We start from the raw sequence: 21,391 nt of genomic DNA on the forward strand, positions 1-21,391 counted from the left end.
TATAAATATAAATAAACCAATGTATACTTATATTACCATTATGTATATCGAGAAATGAACATTATCTTAGTATCAAGAAAGTAAGTATACTTCATTTCTATATCTAGTCTTTATCTACCTTAGTCTATTCAATATATAAGAAGCAAGATTGATGTAAGCTATTTGTTAGTATTATCATTAAACTTAGCCTAACTTCACTGTTTGGAAGGTCAACAGAACATGTCATAAACGTTTTAGAGGTTTTTCATTGTAAAGTTTGGTACACTAGAATTAAAAAAATTCTCAGAAAGTGAGAGCACATGAAACGATATTCGCCATACATCGAATTTGATCGCAAGGAATGGGCTTCCTTAAAAGATCACGATACACCATTATCTTTGACCGAGGTTGAATTAGAAAAGCTACGCGGATTAAATGAAAAGGTCTCTCTGCAAGAAGTGGAAGAGGTCTATTTACCGCTGACTCATCTGATTCATCTTTACGTGGGTGCTTCTCAACAGCTCCATCAGTTAACCACTTCTTTTTTGCAGAAAAAAGCCCGCAAAACGCCTTATATTATCGGTATTGCTGGTAGTGTAGCTGTTGGAAAAAGCACCACTGCTCGCTTAATCCAGACCCTTCTTACTCGCTGGGATACGCATCGCAAAGTCGATCTGGTCACTACGGACGGCTTTCTATATCCAAATGCTGTGTTAGAGAAAAATGGGATTATGAACCGTAAAGGATTTCCTGAAAGCTATGATATTAAGCGCTTAATTCAGTTTATTGGAGAAGTGAAATCCGGTAAACCGAAAGTAAAAGCACCCAAATATTCACACTTAACGTATGATATTCTTCCTGATGAGGAAAGCGTTATTGATCATCCTGATATTCTAATTGTAGAAGGCATTAATGTACTACAAGTGAAAAAGGATAGTCCCTTATTCGTGAGTGACTTCTTCGACTTCTCGATCTTTATTGATGCAGAAGAGAAAAATATTGCTCGTTGGTATGTAGAGCGCTTCCAATTGTTACGTCAGACTGCTTTTCAGAATCCAGATTCGTACTTCCATTCTCGATTTGCTGATCTATCTGAAGAAGAAGCGACTGTAGTGGCTCATCATACATGGGAATCGATCAACGCCAAAAATCTACATGAAAATATTCTTCCTACCAAAGGACGCGCACAGCTGATTTTGAAAAAGGAAGCCAATCATACGATTCAAAATATTTACTTACGTAAATTATAAATAAAGATATAGGGATGTCTATTGGAGGTGGATAAAATGCAAACGATACTGATCATCGGTTGTATCATGATGGTTCTGGCTGTAGCTCTTGGAGCTTTCGGTGCACATGCGCTCAAAAAGAAGCTCAACGCTGATATGATGAAAGTATACGAAACAGGTGTACAATACCATATTGCACATGGACTGGGAATGTTGTTGATAGGCACACTTGGACAGAATCTAACCCACTCTACTCTTGCAGTAACCGCCGGTTGGTTGCTTTGTATAGGGATTATTTTATTCTCAGGCAGCTTGTACGTCCTTAGCTTTACAGGTGTTCGTAAATTAGGGGCGATTACTCCTCTAGGCGGACTTGCCTTTATAGCGGGTTGGATTGTATTGTTAGTCGCTGTTGTACAAGGATAATACAGTAAAGCGTATAGATTCATCTGTATTAGCTAATAGAAAAAGCCTTGAACGTGTACACTGTTATGCTAGATGCATACCGTAACGTTCAAGGCTTTTTTGTGTTCATTTATTTGTGCGAAAAATAGATCAAATCGTATTATTTCGTAACTTGTACTGTCATCGTATTACTTTTTGTTGTACCGGAAGCATTAACCAATTCAGTCACATACTCGTACGTACCTGCTGGACGATTAGCGATTCCACTGATTGCATGTTGTGCTTGTGGAGTACCTTCTTTTAATGATTGAGTATCGATTAGTGTACCATTCTCATATAAACGGTATTCTGTCGCATTTGTTCCCCACCATAGATTCATGCTTACTTGATAGTTACCGTCTCCATCCCAGTTGTCATTGGACAACACAGGTTGAGCAGGAGAAGCATCCGTTACTTTTACAACTAAAGGCTGGCTTTTTGTTGTACCGAATGAATTGGTTAATTCTAACGTATACGTGTAAGAACCGTTAGCTTTCCCTTTGATATCAGCTTGTACAGTCTGTGCATTTGGTGATTGATCGGCAAGCTTACCACTGCTAATCACTTGATCACCTTCATACAATTTGTACGTAGAACCATTATTGCCCCACCACATATTCATAGTGATCGTGTAGTTACCATCTCTAAGCCCTGTATCGTGTCCGTTATTATCCGTTAATACAGGTGTTCCCGGTACGTCTGTAGCTAATGGATCAGTAACAGGTGGTTCTGTCGGTTCAGTTGGATCGGTAGGATCTGTAGGAGGTGTGCTCGTAACTGCTGTAATATCTGCTGCACTTCTTGGTTTCAATTGGAATACACCTTTGAAAATAGCTGCTACTCCAGTGATATCTACAAATTGTCCATTTTGATAAGCAAAATCAGCTTGAGTTAATCCTGTACGTGCATCTACACGAGCATGTGTTGTTACAGGTTGATCGCCATATACATTGCCAGTTACATCAAATTCAAAAGAACCTGTAGGTGTAGCGGCAGCAATATTGCTGATCTGTACATTTTTTAATTGTACCAATTGTCCTTGATTATACGTATCTACAGCGACTGCTGTTGTTGCCACAGGCAATGCTGCTGTTCCTGTTTTCTCAATTGTTACCGGATCCGTTAACTCTAGCTCTGTATTATACAGTGCTAGTGGAGCCGTTACTTTGATCACATCACCTTGATGAAATCCAGCTTGATTCTGGTATACATAGATGCCTGCTGTTTTATCTTGTAAATAAAAAGCTTGTCCACCAAAAGCGCCCGGTTCAGTAGTCACTACACCTTCGATCGTGACCAGTTTACCTTCTGCTTGAGTACGAGCATTGGCAATCGTTGTTAATGCGGGTGCAGGCTGTTCTCCACCATTTTCTTCAGGCAATGGCTCAGCAGGAACATTGGCTATCGTTACCGGCGTAGTAATCAGGTTGCTACCATTTAGTCGTAAACGCAGACTTGCTGTGCCTGTTGTACCTGGTTTGACGCGTACTGTAATATCTTTGTACGCATGACCTTTGCTATCTGCTGTTAGACTATACGTCGAACTGTAGCCGTATGCTGTCGGCCATGTACCATCAGGATTCTGTACTTGACCAACCTGCGTACCACCGGTTAAGTAAATACCACTGCTATAACCGGTCACTGTGCTGTTCGCTGCTAAATTATCAGCTACAATACGAATTTGGAAAGGTTCTGCATTTGGCAATTCAGCTTGGTGTACTAAGCTATACGTTGGCGTAGTAACCGAAACGGCGCTACCGTATGAACCTGGTTTGAATGTAGAAGAATCCCACCATTTGTAACCTGCTGCTGGAGCTGCCCATGGTTCTGCTTGAGGCTCTGTAGACGTCTGTGGAGTCTCAATTGGCAACAATGCTGTCGGTTGATCCAATTGCAGACCATCTACCTGACTAAAGTTCGTATAGTTTTCTTTGTCTGACAACCAATTGATTGTATTAACAAGCAATACGCCGTCATCTACTTCTTTAAATCCATCATAGGTTGTTTTTTTGGTGCCTGTTTCTTCACGTAGATATTTAGGCGAAGCATCTTCAACAGGAGAAGAATCTCCGATAAATGCAGCTTTACCTGCTCCTAATTTGGAAACTGCTACATAAGGGCCTTCAGCAATACCGCCACCGTTGTATACCCCTTGATCCACTGCATTTCCCCAAGACGCATTCGTTTCTGGCAAATATACAATTCCTTTTGCTTTGGCAGGATCAGTGATTGCAAGTGTCGAGCCAGCGTGCATCGCTACACTACTTACACCTTCTGTGATACCAAATGCTTGATTCGGAGCTACGATCTGGTTAGCATTAATATCTCCTAGTGCATTGTAACGGAAGCGAATCCCGAAGTTATCAGATAACCAATCTGAACTCACTACACCTTGCATCGCCGCAGAATTTTTTTCTTCTGTGCTCATGCCTTTTGTTGGATCTTCCCACGCACCACGACGATAACCGTTAATAGCTTCTGATCCGTCCCAACGGTTTTTGTTACGGTCTGCATTGTAATGATCGCCTACAAAGAAAATACTGCCACCGCTTTCAACATATTGTTTCATTGCTGCTTGTTCTGTTGTTTTGAACGGAATATTAGGCTCTGCAATAACAAATACATCATAATCGCTCAAGTCACTATAAGTGATTGGTGTACTTTTGCGAAGTTCTTTCACATAGTAACCATCATTAGCTAATGCGTTTGCAAAATCAGAAAAACCTCCATCAATTACCCAATCAGCCGCCCCTGCTGTCTGAGCATGGCTATTATCGAACAATACTTTTTTACCATCATTGTCGTTAACCACTTTAGCCGCGATAAATGGAGCGGGATCAGTTGGGCCTTCTGCATGAACAGCTGTTAATCCGCCTAGCCATCCTGTTTGCATAGGTAAAGCAATTGCCACCATCAACGCATACTTTACCCATCTTGATTTCATTCCACTACGTGTTACCATGTTTTGCCTCCTATGTACTGAAAGAATAGATATCTCACTCATATTATCATGGAAATATATTCAAAAGTAAGCTATTTTGTAAAAAAAGCAAAATAAATGGGTAATATTTTAGTCTGATTTTACACAGTAAGGGAGTTAAGTTTACATTCATATTATAAAAATGACTTATGGATACTAAAAGAGGGTTTATTCAATGTGGTATTTGCATATTATATAAAAAAAGAACAACCTTAGTAACAAGGTTGCTCTTTTTCGATAACGTTATTTATTTCAAAGACTTCAAGTCTTCTTGATCAAATGTTTTGATATCATCGGTACGTTGCTCATGTAATTTGGTAGCCCATGCTGCATCGCCAATCAATGCACGACCAACAGCGACGAGATCAAATTCACCTGCATTTAATTTTTCATCCAATTCTTCCAGACGAATACTTTCAGATACATCTTCTGTTTTATTACTCAAAAAGACTTGATTTAGTCCAACAGAGCCAACAGTAATGGTTGGTTTACCTGTGATTTTTTTCGTCCAACCTGCAAGATTCAGGTCAGAACCTTCAAATTCAGGCTCCCAGAAGCGACGAGTCGAACAGTGGAAAATATCAACGCCAGCTTCAGACAGCGGTTGTGAAAATTGAGCTAACTCTTCTGCTGTCTCAACAAGGCGAGCATCATAATGATTCATTTTCCATTGGGAGAAACGGAACACGATTGGATAATCTGGCCCTACAGCAGCGCGGCATGCTTTGACCACTTCTACACCAAAGCGTGTACGTGCTACTAGATCGCCACCATATTCATCGGTACGTTGATTCGTTTGTGACCAGAAGAACTGATCGATTAAGTAACCATGTGCTCCATGAAGCTCTATACCATCAAACCCTACTCTTTTGGCATCAGCTGCCGCTTGAGCATACGCTTGAATCACTTCTTGAATCTCATCTTTTGTTAACGGTTCATTTACTTTCTCACCGTTGATATCAAGACCGGATGGGCCAATCGGTTGAGCTTCTACATTCGGTAGTGAGCCGACCGGACGTGCCATACCTACATGCCAGATTTGCGGCATGATTTTGCCACCGACTTCATGAACTTGTTTGACGACTTCTGCCCAACCATTTAACGCTTCCTCACCATGAAAAACAGGAATATCAGGAGAAGAGACTGCCGCAGGATGATTGATCGCTGTACCTTCCGTAATAATCAACGCAACTTCATTTTCAGCACGACGTCGATAATAAGTTGCTACATCTGCTCCAGGTACACCATTAGGTGAAAAATTACGTGTCATCGGAGCCATAACGATCCGATTGGACAATTCTAAGTTAGTTGTATGAAAAGGTGTAAATAGTTCTGATGTTTTTGGTGAATTGACGCTCATATAAAATCCCTCCAAATATGAATAGTTGTATACCTAAGTAGATCGATATGTTTATAAGGATATCATGCTCTATAATGAAAAGCTAATCCTATATGTAAAATTTTTGTAAAAATAAAAAACGCTTATGGCTGTTATATTCAGCATAAACGTTTTAAATATACTACAACGATCCGATCATTTGTAAGAACAAATCGCTTATTCTGTGCCTCTCTTTTTACGCGTCACTCCGATCAAGTCGAGGAAAAATACAAATAACGGAATACCTATAATCAATCCCCATGGGCCAATAAAATGCTCGGAAAAAATAAGAATAACAAACGTATAAAAAACAGGTAAATTGGTTTTGCTGGACATCAATTTCGGATTAAGGAAGTATGCTTCAATCGCATGAATCACAACCACCAGAATCAGCAGATAGACAATATATTTGACTCCACCAATACTAAATGCAATCAATCCCAACGGCACAAGCGAGATAAACACCCCTGCAACCGGTATTAAGCCTAACATAAAGATAATTAGTGCTAACCCTAACAAGTTCGGGAAACCCATAAACCAGAGCGCTATAATCGTAATAATACAATTGATCAATGAAATCAATAATTGAGCTTCAATGACTTTGCCAAATGTATCTAAAAACATTTTACCGAAATATCCTACTTCTTTAAAAAACCAACCCAGCTTACTTTCTTGGAAAGAAGCTGTAAAACGTGTAATATGCGTACGATCTAATAAGAAGAATAAGCTAAGCAATAATGCTATAAGTAATTGAGAACCTAATTTACTAATTTTTAAAATCACATTAAAGCCTGGCTCTATAAAACGCTGTACATTTAATGTATTCAAAAAGTTAATAATGTACGGGTTCCATTCACTCTCGTGAGGATGGCGATAGGCTTCGATAATCATCTGATATAACTGAGTCACCTGCATAATCACTGTAGGCACCATTCGATATACGCCCCAACCAATCACAGCGAGCAAAATCAGATAAACCAATGGTAATACAAAAAAACGTGAGACATTAGGAATAAACTTTTGAAATAACTTCATTAGTCCATCATACATACTACCGATTAATATCGTCAGCAATAATGTAAGTAAAATAATATTCATCATACTTTGCATTGCAAAAATCACCAGAATCAGAATCGCAAGCACAATAATTCGCCGGATTCCATCGTGATTTATCCATTCCCTTACCTTCATTCATAGACCTCATCTCTATTTATGTCCGCTCCTTTTATCATAACGGTTTTCTGCTTACTTGTCATCGTAGTATCCAAGACAAAACATATCGCATACAAAAAAAGGAACCCACAAGTATATTACCTTGGGATTCCTTTTTTCAGTGTAATGTATATCACGAACGAGGGTGACGTACCTGTTGCAATTGTTCTGTTCTTACCTGACTTACCATATCCATCATCCAACCCGGGTATTCACTAGGAATCTGGCTGATCTTATCGAGTGTCTGCAATTCTTCTTCAGAAAATACAATATCGACTGCACCTAGATTATCTTCTAATTGATGCATTTTCTTAGTACCTATAATAACGCTGGTCACTGCACGCTGATGTAGTAACCAAGCTAGAGCAAGCTGAGCTACCGATGCTTCTTTTTGCTTAGCCATCTCGATCAAAGTATCAATAATATCATACGCACGATCTTTATCTACAGGCGGGAAATCAAACTCATTTCGTCGACTGCCTTCAGAATTTTGTTGCTCACGGGTGAACTTACCGCTTAACAAACCTCCTGCAAGTGGACTCCATACAAGCAATCCCATATCATTATGACTATGTAGCATCGGGATAATCTCGCGTTCTAACTCACGACCAGCAAGGGTATAATACGCTTGCGTAGAGACGAACTTTTCAAGTCGATGTTGATTCGAAATACCGATAGATTGAGCGATCTGCCATGCTGCCCAGTTGGATACACCAATATATCGAACTAATCCTTGTCGTACAAGATCAGTTAATGCTTGTAACGATTCTTCGATAGAAGTTGCAGGATCGAATCCATGAAGTTGATACAGATCAATATGATCCATTTGTAGACGTTCCAGACTGTTTTTGACACCATCCATAATATGATTGCGAGAAGAACCTTTCTGATTAGGAGAAGACCCCATCACTCCGAAAACTTTAGTTGCAATCACCACTTCTTTTCGTTTGACGCCCAAGTTGCGTAATGCTTGTCCGGTAATTCTTTCTGAATTGCCTTCTGAGTAAATATCTGCGGTATCGATAAAGTTAATTCCTGCTTCCAAAGCACGTGCTAGTAAAGTATCTGCTTCTTCTTGCTGCACTTTACCAACTACATCAAAATTTGCTCCTCCTCCGAACGTCATTGTGCCAAAACATAATTCAGATACAAATAGCCCGCTAGGACCTAATTGATTATAGCGCATATATATTTCCTCCTATTCAATTCATAACATAGATTGGTTACCTTCTATATCCTATCCTCTATTGATATACACAACCAGAGTACGCTTATACTAGTAAAAAAACTAACAGGCAACATGTAAGCTACGTGTTGGTTTGGAAAATAGATAGAAATAAGATATAGCGTTACTATACGGATAGACGGACTGTTACGATACTGGCGAATAGATGCACATATGATAATTTGGATTGTTATCCAGTGTAGAGACCGAATTGGAATCAAAAGCAATAGATTTCTGAGCATCAGGCATGTAAATGTGTAACAGACATGCTTTTTGAATTTGAACACGATGGAGATTCCAGATCGATTCAAATTCAGGGCTATCCAGACAGAGACGCTGTACAAATTCTCTAAAAAAAAGACTTTCAGGATGCCGATCATAATAACCACGATATACAGCTACGCAATTGATAGCATATTCTTCCCAATTTCCAATACGACTCCGAAAATCTTTATTCAAAAACACCATTCGCATAAAAAAGCGTTCTTCGGGTGACATCTCATCTAGATTCGAAAATAGTGTATTTGCCGCCGGATTCCAAAAAACAAACTCTGACATATGATTAGTAATAATCGCTGGAGAATGAAGTTGATTAATAATCAATTGCCACTCCGGACTCAAAGCTTTTGTTACATCAGAGATAGTCTTAGGTTCATTCGGATTCCAGAGCTGAAGCAAATGTATTCTTTCATCAGGAGTTAATTGTAGCGCTCTGGCTATATTCTCAATTACATCCCTTGAAGCTGTCACATCTCTTCCCTGCTCTAACCACGTATAATAAGTAGCACTGACACCGGCAAGCACTGCGACTTCTTCCCGGCGTAGCCCGGGGGTTCTACGTTGACCATAAGAATGACTGAATCCTGCTTGTTCTGGTTGTAATTGATGACGGCGTGATTTGAGAAACATTCCTAGTGTTCTCAGTTTGGTATTTTCTTGGATCATAGCGATCCCTCCTGTGCCTTACAAAATATCTTTTAATGCTATTCAGCAGATACAAATGTATTGCTCAACCTGCCTAGCTTTTCAATCTCAATTGTGACCTGATCACCTGACGTTAACCAGACTCTATCCTGTTCCGGCTGTCCCAAAATCACTCCTTCTGGTGTACCGGTCAAAATAATATCACCAGGATGAAGTACTATATGCTGAGATAGATAATGAATAATATAACGACAATCGAAGATCATATCGGATGTATTAGAATGTTGAACTTGCTCTCCATTCAAATAAGCACTGATCTGTAACTGGTTAGGATCGCCTACTTCATCTGCGGTTACAAGATAAGGGCCAATCGGTGCAAAACGAGGACAGGTTTTACCAAGTAACCATTGACTGGTGAGCATCTGTAGATCGCGAGCAGATACATCATTAGCCGCACAATACCCAAAAACATAATCGAGGGCATCTTCTGTACTTACCCCACTTGCTTGCTTACCGATTACGATACATAATTCAGCTTCATAATCGACTTGTGTACTGGATTGTGGCAAAGGCACTGATTGCAGATGACCTGCGACTACATCAGAGAATTTGCTAAATACTACAGGTGTTTGCGGAATAGGTGCATTTGTTTCCTCTGCATGACGACGATAATTTAGACCAATACAGATTACTTTCCCGGGATTCGGTACAATAGGAAGCCATTCAATATCTTGTTCCGCTATCGCTTGATTCATAAGTTCTGTGGTGTGTTGTTCTAGAATATGTTGAATCTGAGTATGTAGTTCAGGTTGAGACCAGAGATCGTCAATGATAACAGGAAGGGATAGTGAGGAAGAAGCAAAACGTTGTAGTGCAGACATAGGTACGATTACATCATCCAATGCAATCCCAATCTGCGGCTGTTGTTGATAACTAAAATGAACATATTTCATATAAGAACACCTCCAACACTAATCATGACAGGCTGAAGGCGTTCTTTCAACTATTGTCTATCGTCTATGAATAGAAATGTAGGTTAAGAATGATAATGAAATACTTCAGGAATCACTTCCGATGTCGTTCCTTGCTGATTAGGAATTAACATATCAGCCATAAATTGCTGCCAGCGCTGATTGGCAGGATGTACTGCCAGTTGATCCATAGCTTCTTGATAATTGTCCACTTCCATATAAGCAAATAAAGTACCTTCATGTAGAAAAATACTATACGTATGAATCCCTACCTCACCAAACGCTTGCAGTAGCTCTGGATAGACGGCTTGATGACGCTCAATGTATTGTGCTTGATCTTGCGGATCAATATGTAAAACAAAAGAAACTCGTTCCATATTCAACATCCTTCCTCAATAATTTATTGTATCTACTACTCTTAAATTGTAAGCGTTATCCATTTAATAATCAAAAGACTTTTCCTACTTATTTTAGACATTTTTCGACTACTTTCATAAATTTATGACTTTATATATTGTTTCAAATTAATAAATTAGGTCTAAATACATGGAGCTCAGTTAATTGTTATATGTATGATGAACTGTTCGCAAGATGTATCCTTCGTGTGACGCTATACTATGTTCATTTTGATATGAAATAGCATACTAATGATCAACCCACCCCTTTTTCGATCAGAATCATTATTCGAATGTCAATGGTTGTACATACGATAGTTATAGCTTACATTCAAGCAGCTATAAGGTAACGTAAACAAAAAAAGAAATAAGATAAAGGAGTACAATTTATGATTAAATTTGAAAATGTAAGCAAAACGTATCCCGATGGTTTTCAAGCTGTAAAATCACTTAATTTTGAAATCCGTGATGGTGAGTTTCTAGTCTTTATCGGTCCGAGTGGATGTGGTAAAACAACAACGATGAAAATGATCAACCGTCTCGTCTCTCATACAGGAGGTACTTTGTCTGTAAATGGTAAAGACATCAAAAAGCAAGATGCAGTGAAATTGCGTCGTACAATGGGCTATGTTATTCAACAGGCTGGATTGTTCCCCCACTATACGATTGAGCAAAATATCGCGCTAATGCCTGAGCTTAAAGGCTGGGATGAACAGAAGAAAAAAGCTCGCGTGATCGAAATGCTTAATCTGGTTGGGCTTGACCCTGAATTATTTGCGAAACGCTATCCAAAAGAATTATCCGGTGGACAGCAACAACGTGTTGGTGTAGCCCGCGCGCTTGCAGCTGACCCTGATATTGTACTGATGGATGAGCCTTTTGGAGCACTTGATCCGATTACACGAGAACAATTGCAAGATGAATTACTACGTTTGCAACGTGATCTGAAGAAAACAATCGTTTTTGTTACTCATGATATGGATGAAGCTTTGAAATTAGGAGATCGCATTGCTGTTATGAAAGATGGCGAATTGTTACAGCTTGATACTCCTGATATGTTGTTGCGTGAACCATCTCATGGTTTTGTAGAAGAATTTATTGGTAAAAACAGATTGTACCAGAATCCAGAGTATATTCCGGTTACGGATCTTATGCGTAAAGATCCATCGACTTCTCTTCCGGATCGTACACCTGCCAAAGCAATTACTTTCATGCGTCAACGCAAAACAGATACATTATTGATCACCGATGCACAAGGGATCTTACTTGGAGTCGTATCTGCATACGATGTACTTGCTAACATCGACACTGTAGCAACAATTGGCGAAATTATTAAGCCAGTACTTCATATATTAAAACCAACAGATACAGCGCAAGATGCGCTATTAAATGTAGTAGAAGCAAAAAACGGCATTCTACCTGTCGTAGATGAACAAGGAAAATTGGTAGGTATAGTGACTCGTGGTACTTTGCTGACGATGTTTGCTAATCACTGGGCTGGAGGCGAAGTATAATGGAAAACATATCGTTGTGGGAGCAATTTATCCGTCAGTTCAATCTTCGTGGCCCTGAGCTGCTTGGAGCGACTGGCGTTCATATTAAATTAGTATTAATCTCGATGTTAATCGCTATTGTGGTAGGTGTACCCGCAGGTATTCTTGTCGCACGTATCAAAGGTCTGCGTACACCGATTATTGGCGTAGCTAGCATTTTGCAGACCATTCCCGGTCTGGCTCTACTCGGCTTTATGATTCCAATCTTCGGGATTGGTACGATTACAGCCGTAGCCGCATTATTCTTGTATTCTCTACTTCCTGTTATTCGTAACACATTTACAGGAATCAAAGACGTAGATCCAGCGATTATTGAAGCAGCCAGAGGCATGGGCTTAACCAGTCGTCAAATCCTTTTCCGTGTTCAGCTTCCGCTTGCATTGTCTGTGATTATGGCGGGAATCCGTACAGCTACTGTTATTAACGTAGGTACAGCGACGTTAGCTGCGTTTATAGGTGCAGGTGGTTTAGGAGACTTTATCTTCCTTGGTATTACTCGTAATATCGATGCCCTTATTCTGTTAGGTGCTATTCCTGCGGCAATCCTTGCATTGGTATTTGATTACTTGCTGGGATTGGTAGAACGTTGGACAACGCCACGAGGATTGAGATAAGGAATCTGAACGCAGGAGGAATAGTGATGAAGCTAAATAAACGCCTGAGCATGTTATTGATCTGTATATTGACGACAACTGCTCTGCTAACGACAGCCTGTAGCAACTCGGCAGCTACTGAAGGAACGACCGGTGGAGAAATCACTATCGGTTCCAAAAACTTTACCGAAAATATTGTACTGGCTTATCTAATGGCAGATATGATTGAAAACCGTACCGGTATTAAAGTAAATCGTAAAGTGAATCTAGGCGGATCAAGTGTTGCCTGGACAGCTCTTCAAAATAACAATATTCAATTGTACCCTGAATATACAGGAACGATTGTTGCTAATTATTATCAGCAAGAGACGACAGATTCCAAAGGAACATTAGCAAGTGCCAAACGTTTGATGAAAAAAGACGATTTGCAATTTATTGCTCCGTTTGGATTTAGTAATACGTATTCTCTAGCTGTTAATCAAGAAACAGCGCAAAAATACAACTTAAAAACGTTTAGCGATCTAGCGAAAGTATCGCCTAATCTCGAATTAGCTTCTGAATTTGAATTTACTGATCGTGCAGATACGTATCCTGGATTGAAGAAAAAATACAATATGATCTTCAAAGATGTTAGAGGTATGGATCAAGGCATCAAGTACCGCTTGATTGCTCAACATGATACTGATGTTGTTAGTGTCTACTCTACCGATGGTCAGATCAAAATCAATAATCTATTTGTTCTTAAAGACGACAAGAACTTTTTCCCACCTTATGATGCAGGTGTAGCTGTTCGTTCCGAGACACTAGAGAAATATCCAGCAATCAAAGGCGCTTTAGAAGCATTACAAGGCAAAATCACTGAACAAGATATGCAAATGATGAATGCTAAAGTGGATCAAGGTTACCGCGAAGATGATGTAGCTCACGAATTTCTTGTTTCTAAAGGATTAATTAAATAACGATAAAAAGCAGTCATCCCCTTCTTATTTGCATAGGAAGGAATATGACTGCTTTTTTTATGTTAACGATCTATATTAAATCTGATGTGTCCAGAAGCGTTCTTTACCGAAACGCTCTTTGATTTCTTTATCTTTTAATGGGTTCTGACCTAGCATTTCAACCGCTTGAAATTGAGAACGGTGTGCCTGGATCGATTTCATTTTATTTTCTAAATAATCACTCACATCATTTTCGATATCAGGTTGCCCTAGCTCAGCATAGCAATTTTTAGAAAATGCCATCGTATGCAATAACGGACGTTCTGCTTGAGGTAGACGTTCTACTGCACGTACAACAGCCGCTCCTGTAGCATCATGGTCTGGATGAACGCTATACCCTGGAGAGAATGTAACGATCAATGCAGGCTTGAGTTCAACGATCATATCGTAGATAGTACCATCTAGTACTTCTTTTACTTCAAATTCAATCGTTTTGTCATGGAAACCAAGCATACGCAAATCTTGAATACCGATCGCTTGTGCAGACTTTTCCAATTCGCCTTTACGAATAGTAGGCAATCCGATACGGTTTGTAAAAGGAGGAATCCCCATATTACGTCCCATTTCACCAAGAGTTAGACAAGCATAGGTGACTTGACCTCCGCCAGCAATATGTTTGGCAAGGGTACCGGATAAGCTGAATGCCTCATCATCAGGATGTGGCAATACGACAAGGATACGAGAATCAGCAGGAATAAGAGAGAATGTTGTTTTTTTATTATTGTCCATTAGAAAGGCTCCTTACTTAGTTGCAAGGCAACTACTAATTTACCTTGAGTATCATGACCGGCTAGAATAAGACGCTCTTGCTCGGTTTCTTCATAATGGGTTAATCCTTCGGAATATACCCAACCTAGCTCTGTTTTGAGCCCTACACGATAAGGACCTTCACCAGAGATAGAGCCATGAATATAACGTAACGTCGCATTGCTGATAAAGGTTGCTGCTGGATGCTTCGTACTATCCAGATGAGCCGCATATGCTCCAGTGGTCATTTCCAAATGAATATACAAATCTTGATCTTGTAGATCGTCGATTCGTTGTTGAATCAAAGTTGGTTCGATAAGTAACATAATATATCCTCCATCAGGTCTGATCTTTTATAGCCAAAGATCGGATTAAGTTATTCATAACATTAAAAGGCTAATCGTATATAGTCTACCTTTCAAAGTACTTCATAGCAATACTTAAGGTATTATACTATAATTTCTTTAGTTATGTATCAACATCCTTACACCAAAAATCACCCAAACCCTTTTACGTTAACAAACGAAGAAGGTTCAGGTGATTTTTTTTATTTATGATTGTCATGTATAGCAAATACAATCATCGAATCATACATTATCACTAATAATCAACACGACGACTACACAATCAGTACAATCCTTGAGCTTTCATATTGTCTACTACAATACGAGCTAATTCCGTAGCACCTGCATAATTAGGATGCAACGTATCCCCATTCATATACAGAGCAAGTGTTGCATTCGCACCAATTGAAGTGAAATAAGAAGAACTGAGTACATTAAGATCGATTAACGGCACTTGCTCTTCTTGCGCTAGTGCAACGGTAGCTGCTCGATACCAACGACCTTCTGCATTATGAACGCCTGAACTATTGAAGTCTGTAGCTCTTCCTTGAGGTGTAGATAAGATAACAGTTGCTCCTTTGGCTTTGACTTGCTTCACCATATCGCGCATAATCTCTTTAAATTGTGCTTCTGTTGTATTATTTTTGACATTCGTATCATTAATACCAAGCTGTACTATAAAGTAATCGCCCGGTTTGATGTATTTCAAAATTGCTTCAAGCTGTCCATCATCACGAAATCCACGTGCAATCTGTCCACCGGATGCCATATTACGTACCAAGTAATCATTTGGGTTGATGAATTTAGATAACATCTGCCCCAATCCACCTTGTACACTATTGGCTAAAGGATAGTAGTTAGCTACTGTCGAATCACCGCCTACATAGATCGTAGGGTGTGTTGTAGGATTAGTAGAGACTTGAGTAATCTCTAATGCGCTTAATGTAAATGCTGCTCCTACTTTGCCTTCTGTTACTAACAGATTAAGTTGACCATCTGTAATCGGAATCTGAAATTGATCGGTGGCAAGATCACCTGTCATATTAATAAGCTGATATACTCCTTCTGCTGCTACACTAGAACGAGAAGTATTGCCAAGCGTTACTTTCACTTCATACAATCCATTTGGCAAATCAACATTAAATGTATTATTACTTTTCGTTCCGAATGTTACAAATTGAACAGCATCGCTACCTATACCTGTTCCTGAAGCAGATACATTTTTGATATTTGCAGGTGTATTGAATCCATATCCTGTAGAAGCATTATACGCAGTCGAAGCTTGAACGCCTGTATATCCTGATGTAACACCATTAGCGCCAAAATCAAATTTGTAAGCGGTTGCAGAAGCGTGTATAGAAGATGATTGTCCCCAGCATGTACTTAGTAGTGCTCCTACCAACAACATACAGCTTATTGTGCTCCATTTGCTTCGAAATTTGCTTTTCATTATCCATCCTCCTCTAAAATGTTAACGTTTTCATTACTGTGTTACTTATTCGCCTGACAAAAGAAGTTATCCTTTATATCGATCAAAATATCATTTATCAAAATCTAGAAATAGTCGGTATAAGAATATAGATACTCTACAATCTCATAAGATTACAAAGTAAAACGATACGCCAAATATCCTGCTCTCCCAAAGGAACAGGATATTGGCTATCTTTATTTATTAATCATCAGTTATTGCATCTAACTTGTTTATTTCACAATCATTACTGGAGATTTGGCACGTTGCGTTACATAATGACTAACACTACCCATTACGAATTCACTCACTGTCCCTAATCCGCGACTACCCATAATAATAAGATCGGCTTCAATACGATCAGCGTACTTAACGATACCTTTGCCGGCACTTCCTTGAATAACAGTAGCTTGCGCATTCGGAATGGTTGAGATCAAGCGGCGAAGATTAAGGCGTACATCCTCTTCTTCATGGTCAAAATAAGATTCCAGTTCATGAGTAGGAATCACTAACGGCTGTTCTAAGATTTCTGTAGAAGTCGAATCCACATACAATACTTCAATTTGAGCGTTGAGCTCTATTCCCAGACCGACTGCTTTTTCCAACGCTTTTTGAGAGTGTTCTGAGCCATCATAAGGAACGAGAATGTGTGATAATGACATGGTTAACGCCTCCTTTTGGAATAGTACAGATCATTGATACGCGAAAATCTTATTCAGTGCGTCGTAACATTTGGCAATATAGATGCTTTTTTTGGATAAAAATCATAGAGCATTCCTGCAAAGCAACTATCTGACCAAATGTCTTGCTGTAGACTGGCCTTTCCCTTCAGCTTAGTGGCTACCTGCCGGATGACTTATAGGGCTTGGAGCTGGCTTGACCAGCGCTGTACGAATCCATGTGATTCCAAAAGTAACAATAGCAATCCATAGTAAGTGAATCACAAATGAGGAAACAGAAGCCCCACTATAAATTAACCTTAAATAGCCCTGTATAGCATTCGGAGCCGGTAAAAAATATCCTATATTTCGATATAAAGGAGATAACATAGCAGCAGGGATAATATTTCCGGCTGTCATCAACTGAAGCGGGATCAGCGCCACATTGAATAATGGAGCGACATTGCCGAATAAAGCGAATGCCATCTGTGTAACAGCAATACAGGAAATATAGACCAACAGATGAAAACTCCACATTTGCCAGAACGAAGCAACCGTATCTGCAAATAGCGATGCTACTGTAGTAATCACGAATGAAGCGACTACAGAGATCACAAGCAGTAATATCTGTCTGCCCCAAAAGATCTGCCACTTACTATGATCACGCTTTAACATCATAGATGCAATATTTAATTGGATATTCATGGTCATTACACCAACATATGTGACGAAACCTAAAATCATCGGCAACATCGAAATTGCAAAATTTGAAATATCATGTGTTTTGACAATATTAGTGGTGACGATTTCTTGATGAACATCTGCAAAAGCATGTTCTCCAATCGTAGAGGAAATTTGCGTAGCAGAACTTTGAACGATCGATTTGGCAATATCGGAATTACCTTGATTGATATAATAATTCATTTGAGTCGTTCCGTTCGATGCGACATTTTCTGTAAAATGAGCCGGAATCGAAATGATCATCGTTAGATCACCATTGTCCATTTGTTGCTGTGCTGTAGTTAATGAATCATAAGATTGGGTCTGATAGGGAACACCTGTAGTGATCGCTTGAGCAATGCGTTCGCCTTGTTGTCCATCTTCATTAACAATTCCAACAACCAGTTGATCTACTCGTTCGGTGGCTCCATGATATCCAGTCATCCAAAATAATAAAAATACCAAAGGTACAAAAATAGAAAACACAATCCCTACTTTGGTCTGTGTAATCCCTAAAAAATCTTTAAACGTTTTGAATACAGTCATTTGTTTTCCTCCAACTATCTTTTCTCTTTTTTAAAATACATGCATAGGATATAAATGGTTGTGCATGTATTAGGTTAAAAAATATCCAGCTGACAAAATCAGCGGGATAAATGTTCAAACGTCTGATTGATCATCGCAATAAATTGCTTGGTTTGTTCCGGCGTGAACAATGCGTTAATCTCATCATCCACTTCTTGCATAATCGGCTTGGTCTGCTGAATTAATTCGTGCCCTTTTGTTGTTAAATGTAGTAATACTGCCCGGCGATCTGAAGGATCAACCGTGCGTGTTAGCAATTTTTTATTTTCCAGACGATCCAATGTTTTGCCGATACTGGTCTGGTCTTTGGAATTTAACTCTGCTAATGCTTTCTGTGAGATACCATCATGACTGACCAGATTATTAAGTACACCAAATTGCTCTGGAGTAATATCATAATCAAGTAATAAATGAGATGCTTTTTTCTTATAGGATAAATAGGTTCGAGATAATAACAAACCTAACGGGTTCTGCTCTTGATTAAATGGCATGATTATCCTCCTGAAAAAATACTAGCATAGCCGACTATCGACTATGCTAGTATATTCTGGTTATGAAGGATTTGTCAAAGGTATTTATTTAATCTCTTGGATAGTTCACACCCATGATATCCATAAATTTCACTTTGTTTACTTCTTCTTCATATTGTACATGTACTCGACCTGTACGTGGATCCATATTTACAATCTGACCGCGTACAGGTTCTTCTGCACCCCACACTGTCAGCAAAATTTCCGATTTCTCTTGATAGGCTTCAGTAAGTTGATTACCAATTTCTTCTAGTGCAAATTCATCCCGTGTTGGACGTTTTGCTACCTTTGCTTTAGCCAAAATAAACCCCCCTTTACACTTCTCTATTCTATTTTACATTTAACTTGATATCGATACAATAGTTTACACTAAAAAATAAGCACAAACGTTCGCTTTTTTTGATAATTTGACATTTTTTCATCTAATTTTCTGCAAAATAAAGAGGCACGACATTAATATATCGTACCTCTTGGGTTATGTGGTTAGTTTTTACGAATCCAGACAGCCATATCGCCTTCACCACGATTCGCCCAGAGAAAGTAAGGAATCGCTGTAAAAGGCTGTTCCTGAATGGTAGGAGGACTGTCTTGGTACAAATGGTCATCCCAATCACTGGTCAGCTCACGAGTCGCTGTACCTTCGATCACCACAGCTCCACCTAATAATTCAGCATCAAATCGTGTCGTTAATGATTGCGCTGGATCAATGGATAGTGCAGAGATTAATTCTCCATTATCTGCTTGCTCCAGACAGTAGACCAGTGGCCCATGTTGTAAAGCAATTTTGCCAGAAGCAGCGCGCAATCTAGGATGGCTATGAATCACTTGCACATGCATCTCCATATTCCACTCTACACGATCATCTACCGACCATTCTCGCTGAATATAGATATATCCATCCTGTACAAGTGATTGATATTCAATAGACTCACCGTTGATCGTTAGCGAAGCTTTTTTGCACCAACCTGGTAAACGTAAAGCCAATGTAAAAGATTGTGGTTGTTCCAATTGGAATGAAAAGCGTGTTGCCCCATTCCATGGATATCCACTTTCTTGCTGGATCACAACCGATTGCTCACCAACTGTTAACTCTGCTTCGCCACCAATATAAAGATGTGTATAGATCGTATCTTGATTGGTGCTGTAGATGTATTGCCCTAATGAACTTACAAGACGTGCAATATTAGGAGGACAGCAAGAGCAACCAAACCATTTCTGACGAACAGGCTTCACATGATGCTTGCCTGGGTTATGATGACAAGCAGACGGCCATACTTCCAATGGATTCACATAGAAATAATGTTTACCATCCTGTGCCATTCCGCCTATCACTGTATTATAAAGCGCACGCTCTAACACATCAGCATACTCGCCTTTGGCTTCAATCTGCAACATCCGATGCGCAAAAAAGACAATTCCTACCGCAGCGCAAGTCTCCGAATATCCACTATCATTAGGCAGATCATAATCGATCGTGAATGCTTCACCATGATGAGTAGAACCAATCCCTCCAGTCACATACATTTGCTTGTGTACCATGTTGTTCCATAAAGTCTGACATGCTTGATAAAGACGGGTATCTCCTGTTAATCCAGCAAGATCAGCCATCGCTGTGTACATATAGACCGCTCGAACAGCATGCCCTACTGCTTCTTTTTGCTCTCGTACCGGCACATGTGCCTGACTGTATTGAAGATTGATGTCATTTGTTTTACCTACAAAAAAGTTAATCCGATCCCGTTGCTCCCATTCTTGTTCTAGAAAGTTAGGTTGTTGTCCACGCTCATCAATAAAAAATTGACTCAATTGCAAATACCGTTGTTCTCCTGTAAGACGGTACAATTTAACAAGCGCAAGTTCGATCTCTTGATGACCATCATATCCGCGTAATTGACCTTCACCTGTTCCAAATACAGTATCAATATAATCTGCTAGACGGCAGACCACATCCAGCAGTTTCTTTTTACCTGTTGCTTGATAATAAGCAACTCCTGCTTCAATCATATGCCCGGCGGTATATAGTTCATGACAATCGGCTAGATTGGTCCAGCGCTTATCCGGTTCTTTGATTGTAAAATATGTATTCAGATAGCCATCTTCACCCTGTGCTTCTGCAACAAGATCAATCACTTGATCGGTCAAGCGCTCTAACTCTACATCAGGATGAGTCATTAACGAATAGCCAACCGCTTCAATCCATTTTGCTACATCTGTATCTTGAAAAACAAAGCCGTTAAATTGCCCTTCTTTGCGACCGGCAGCAATTTCAAAATTCTGAATAGCATAACTAGGTTCAGCATCAGCAATACGGTCATGCAGCGCATCATATTGATAAGGAATCACTACCTGACGCACCAGATCATTGTATTTTGTCCAAAATTCATCTACGATACGAACTTCTTTAGGTGTAACCGTATTCAGCACTTTATTTACAGTAGACATTAAGTATTCTCTCCT

At 39.5% G+C, this 21,391-nt stretch carries 20 protein-coding genes; 5 read left to right on the forward strand and 15 right to left on the reverse strand.

The annotated features are described in order from the left end of the window. The first annotated feature begins 299 nt into the window (after positions 1 to 299). Together coaA and QE450_RS08665 are read left to right on the forward strand one after the other, a co-directional pair. Positions 300 to 1,229: a type I pantothenate kinase gene (coaA, locus tag QE450_RS08660; protein ID WP_273612426.1), complete on the forward strand. Its 930-nt coding sequence runs from the start codon at positions 300 to 302 to the stop codon at positions 1,227 to 1,229. 36 nt (positions 1,230 to 1,265) lie between these two features. After that, complete coding sequence (locus QE450_RS08665) at positions 1,266 to 1,634, forward strand: DUF423 domain-containing protein (protein WP_273612427.1); 369 nt, start codon at positions 1,266 to 1,268, stop codon at positions 1,632 to 1,634. A gap of 139 nt (positions 1,635 to 1,773) precedes the next feature. Here the strand turns inward: QE450_RS08665 and QE450_RS08670 are convergent, their stop codons facing one another. The 7 genes from QE450_RS08670 to QE450_RS08700 form a co-directional block, all read right to left on the reverse strand. Then, positions 1,774 to 4,614, reverse strand: coding sequence for a chitinase N-terminal domain-containing protein (locus tag QE450_RS08670; RefSeq protein WP_373461963.1), 2,841 nt, complete (start codon positions 4,612 to 4,614; stop codon positions 1,774 to 1,776). A gap of 265 nt (positions 4,615 to 4,879) precedes the next feature. Continuing rightward, entirely contained in the window at positions 4,880 to 5,992 is a 1,113-nt protein-coding gene (locus tag QE450_RS08675; protein ID WP_307298566.1) for an NADH:flavin oxidoreductase, read from the reverse strand. A gap of 195 nt (positions 5,993 to 6,187) precedes the next feature. Continuing rightward, positions 6,188 to 7,201 carry an AI-2E family transporter gene (locus QE450_RS08680; protein WP_273612429.1) on the reverse strand — a complete coding sequence of 338 codons (1,014 nt, stop codon included), beginning with the start codon at positions 7,199 to 7,201 and terminating at the stop codon, positions 6,188 to 6,190. Between the two features lie 154 nt (positions 7,202 to 7,355). Beyond that, positions 7,356 to 8,408: an aldo/keto reductase gene (locus QE450_RS08685; RefSeq protein WP_307298569.1), complete on the reverse strand. Its 1,053-nt coding sequence runs from the start codon at positions 8,406 to 8,408 to the stop codon at positions 7,356 to 7,358. A gap of 186 nt (positions 8,409 to 8,594) precedes the next feature. Further along, positions 8,595 to 9,392 carry a helix-turn-helix transcriptional regulator gene (locus QE450_RS08690; protein ID WP_307298570.1) on the reverse strand — a complete coding sequence of 266 codons (798 nt, stop codon included), beginning with the start codon at positions 9,390 to 9,392 and terminating at the stop codon, positions 8,595 to 8,597. Between the two features lie 38 nt (positions 9,393 to 9,430). After that, positions 9,431 to 10,324 (reverse strand): fumarylacetoacetate hydrolase family protein, encoded by an 894-nt coding sequence (locus QE450_RS08695; protein ID WP_307298572.1) that lies wholly within the window; start codon positions 10,322 to 10,324, stop codon positions 9,431 to 9,433. A gap of 83 nt (positions 10,325 to 10,407) precedes the next feature. Further along, the gene (locus QE450_RS08700; protein ID WP_301262373.1) at positions 10,408 to 10,719 is read right to left on the reverse strand and encodes an L-rhamnose mutarotase; all 312 of its coding nucleotides are present in this window, start codon (positions 10,717 to 10,719) and stop codon (positions 10,408 to 10,410) included. Positions 10,720 to 11,126: 407 nt separating this feature from the next. Between QE450_RS08700 and QE450_RS08705 the strand changes: the two genes are divergently transcribed. From QE450_RS08705 to QE450_RS08715, 3 genes are read left to right on the forward strand one after another with little or no spacing between them, the layout of a single operon-like run. Then, positions 11,127 to 12,251 carry an ABC transporter ATP-binding protein gene (locus QE450_RS08705; RefSeq protein ID WP_273612434.1) on the forward strand — a complete coding sequence of 375 codons (1,125 nt, stop codon included), beginning with the start codon at positions 11,127 to 11,129 and terminating at the stop codon, positions 12,249 to 12,251. Continuing rightward, positions 12,251 to 12,904: an ABC transporter permease gene (locus QE450_RS08710; protein ID WP_273612435.1), complete on the forward strand. Its 654-nt coding sequence runs from the start codon at positions 12,251 to 12,253 to the stop codon at positions 12,902 to 12,904. The genes QE450_RS08705 and QE450_RS08710 overlap by 1 nt, the downstream gene beginning before the upstream one ends. A gap of 26 nt (positions 12,905 to 12,930) precedes the next feature. Next, on the forward strand, positions 12,931 to 13,842 hold the full coding sequence (locus QE450_RS08715; RefSeq protein ID WP_307298576.1) for a glycine betaine ABC transporter substrate-binding protein: 912 nt from the start codon (positions 12,931 to 12,933) through the stop codon (positions 13,840 to 13,842). Between the two features lie 75 nt (positions 13,843 to 13,917). Here QE450_RS08715 and bshB2 read toward each other — a convergent pair whose 3' ends face one another. The 8 genes from bshB2 to QE450_RS08755 all read right to left on the reverse strand — a co-directional run bounded on the left by bshB2 (position 13,918) and on the right by QE450_RS08755 (position 21,376). Further along, the gene (gene bshB2, locus QE450_RS08720) at positions 13,918 to 14,610 is read right to left on the reverse strand and encodes a bacillithiol biosynthesis deacetylase BshB2 (protein ID WP_273612437.1); all 693 of its coding nucleotides are present in this window, start codon (positions 14,608 to 14,610) and stop codon (positions 13,918 to 13,920) included. After that, positions 14,610 to 14,954 (reverse strand): YojF family protein, encoded by a 345-nt coding sequence (locus tag QE450_RS08725; protein WP_204824056.1) that lies wholly within the window; start codon positions 14,952 to 14,954, stop codon positions 14,610 to 14,612. The genes bshB2 and QE450_RS08725 overlap by 1 nt, the downstream gene beginning before the upstream one ends. Before the next feature lie 301 nt (positions 14,955 to 15,255). Next, positions 15,256 to 16,422, reverse strand: coding sequence for a rhamnogalacturonan acetylesterase (locus tag QE450_RS08730; RefSeq protein ID WP_373461964.1), 1,167 nt, complete (start codon positions 16,420 to 16,422; stop codon positions 15,256 to 15,258). Between the two features lie 251 nt (positions 16,423 to 16,673). Further along, on the reverse strand, positions 16,674 to 17,102 hold the full coding sequence (locus QE450_RS08735) for a universal stress protein (protein ID WP_274169905.1): 429 nt from the start codon (positions 17,100 to 17,102) through the stop codon (positions 16,674 to 16,676). A 171-nt stretch (positions 17,103 to 17,273) separates the two neighbouring features. Next, positions 17,274 to 18,365, reverse strand: coding sequence for a YhgE/Pip domain-containing protein (locus QE450_RS08740; RefSeq protein WP_307298581.1), 1,092 nt, complete (start codon positions 18,363 to 18,365; stop codon positions 17,274 to 17,276). Between the two features lie 98 nt (positions 18,366 to 18,463). Beyond that, positions 18,464 to 18,895 carry a MarR family winged helix-turn-helix transcriptional regulator gene (locus QE450_RS08745; protein ID WP_273612441.1) on the reverse strand — a complete coding sequence of 144 codons (432 nt, stop codon included), beginning with the start codon at positions 18,893 to 18,895 and terminating at the stop codon, positions 18,464 to 18,466. A gap of 88 nt (positions 18,896 to 18,983) precedes the next feature. After that, complete coding sequence (locus QE450_RS08750) at positions 18,984 to 19,235, reverse strand: YolD-like family protein (RefSeq protein ID WP_204824052.1); 252 nt, start codon at positions 19,233 to 19,235, stop codon at positions 18,984 to 18,986. A gap of 182 nt (positions 19,236 to 19,417) precedes the next feature. Next, entirely contained in the window at positions 19,418 to 21,376 is a 1,959-nt protein-coding gene (locus QE450_RS08755) for a glycoside hydrolase family 127 protein (RefSeq protein ID WP_307298585.1), read from the reverse strand. Positions 21,377 to 21,391 lie beyond the last annotated feature (15 nt).

The sequence above is a fragment of the Paenibacillus sp. SORGH_AS_0306 genome, assembly GCF_030819345.1.
Lineage (GTDB): Bacteria > Bacillota > Bacilli > Paenibacillales > Paenibacillaceae > Saccharibacillus > Saccharibacillus kyungheensis.

Excerpts from the sequence above, each read along its gene's own strand:
- coaA (WP_273612426.1), top strand. The coding sequence starts at position 300 with ATGAAACGATATTCGCCATACATCGAATTTGATCGCAAGGAATGGGCT.
- QE450_RS08665 (WP_273612427.1), top strand. The coding sequence starts at position 1,266 with ATGCAAACGATACTGATCATCGGTTGTATCATGATGGTTCTGGCTGTA.
- QE450_RS08670 (WP_373461963.1), bottom strand. The coding sequence starts at position 4,614 with ATGGTAACACGTAGTGGAATGAAATCAAGATGGGTAAAGTATGCGTTG.
- QE450_RS08675 (WP_307298566.1), bottom strand. The coding sequence starts at position 5,992 with ATGAGCGTCAATTCACCAAAAACATCAGAACTATTTACACCTTTTCAT.
- QE450_RS08680 (WP_273612429.1), bottom strand. The coding sequence starts at position 7,201 with ATGAAGGTAAGGGAATGGATAAATCACGATGGAATCCGGCGAATTATT.
- QE450_RS08685 (WP_307298569.1), bottom strand. The coding sequence starts at position 8,408 with ATGCGCTATAATCAATTAGGTCCTAGCGGGCTATTTGTATCTGAATTA.
- QE450_RS08690 (WP_307298570.1), bottom strand. The coding sequence starts at position 9,392 with ATGATCCAAGAAAATACCAAACTGAGAACACTAGGAATGTTTCTCAAA.
- QE450_RS08695 (WP_307298572.1), bottom strand. The coding sequence starts at position 10,324 with ATGAAATATGTTCATTTTAGTTATCAACAACAGCCGCAGATTGGGATT.
- QE450_RS08700 (WP_301262373.1), bottom strand. The coding sequence starts at position 10,719 with ATGGAACGAGTTTCTTTTGTTTTACATATTGATCCGCAAGATCAAGCA.
- QE450_RS08705 (WP_273612434.1), top strand. The coding sequence starts at position 11,127 with ATGATTAAATTTGAAAATGTAAGCAAAACGTATCCCGATGGTTTTCAA.
- QE450_RS08710 (WP_273612435.1), top strand. The coding sequence starts at position 12,251 with ATGGAAAACATATCGTTGTGGGAGCAATTTATCCGTCAGTTCAATCTT.
- QE450_RS08715 (WP_307298576.1), top strand. The coding sequence starts at position 12,931 with ATGAAGCTAAATAAACGCCTGAGCATGTTATTGATCTGTATATTGACG.
- bshB2 (WP_273612437.1), bottom strand. The coding sequence starts at position 14,610 with ATGGACAATAATAAAAAAACAACATTCTCTCTTATTCCTGCTGATTCT.
- QE450_RS08725 (WP_204824056.1), bottom strand. The coding sequence starts at position 14,954 with ATGTTACTTATCGAACCAACTTTGATTCAACAACGAATCGACGATCTA.
- QE450_RS08730 (WP_373461964.1), bottom strand. The coding sequence starts at position 16,422 with ATGAAAAGCAAATTTCGAAGCAAATGGAGCACAATAAGCTGTATGTTG.
- QE450_RS08735 (WP_274169905.1), bottom strand. The coding sequence starts at position 17,102 with ATGTCATTATCACACATTCTCGTTCCTTATGATGGCTCAGAACACTCT.
- QE450_RS08740 (WP_307298581.1), bottom strand. The coding sequence starts at position 18,365 with ATGACTGTATTCAAAACGTTTAAAGATTTTTTAGGGATTACACAGACC.
- QE450_RS08745 (WP_273612441.1), bottom strand. The coding sequence starts at position 18,895 with ATGCCATTTAATCAAGAGCAGAACCCGTTAGGTTTGTTATTATCTCGA.
- QE450_RS08755 (WP_307298585.1), bottom strand. The coding sequence starts at position 21,376 with ATGTCTACTGTAAATAAAGTGCTGAATACGGTTACACCTAAAGAAGTT.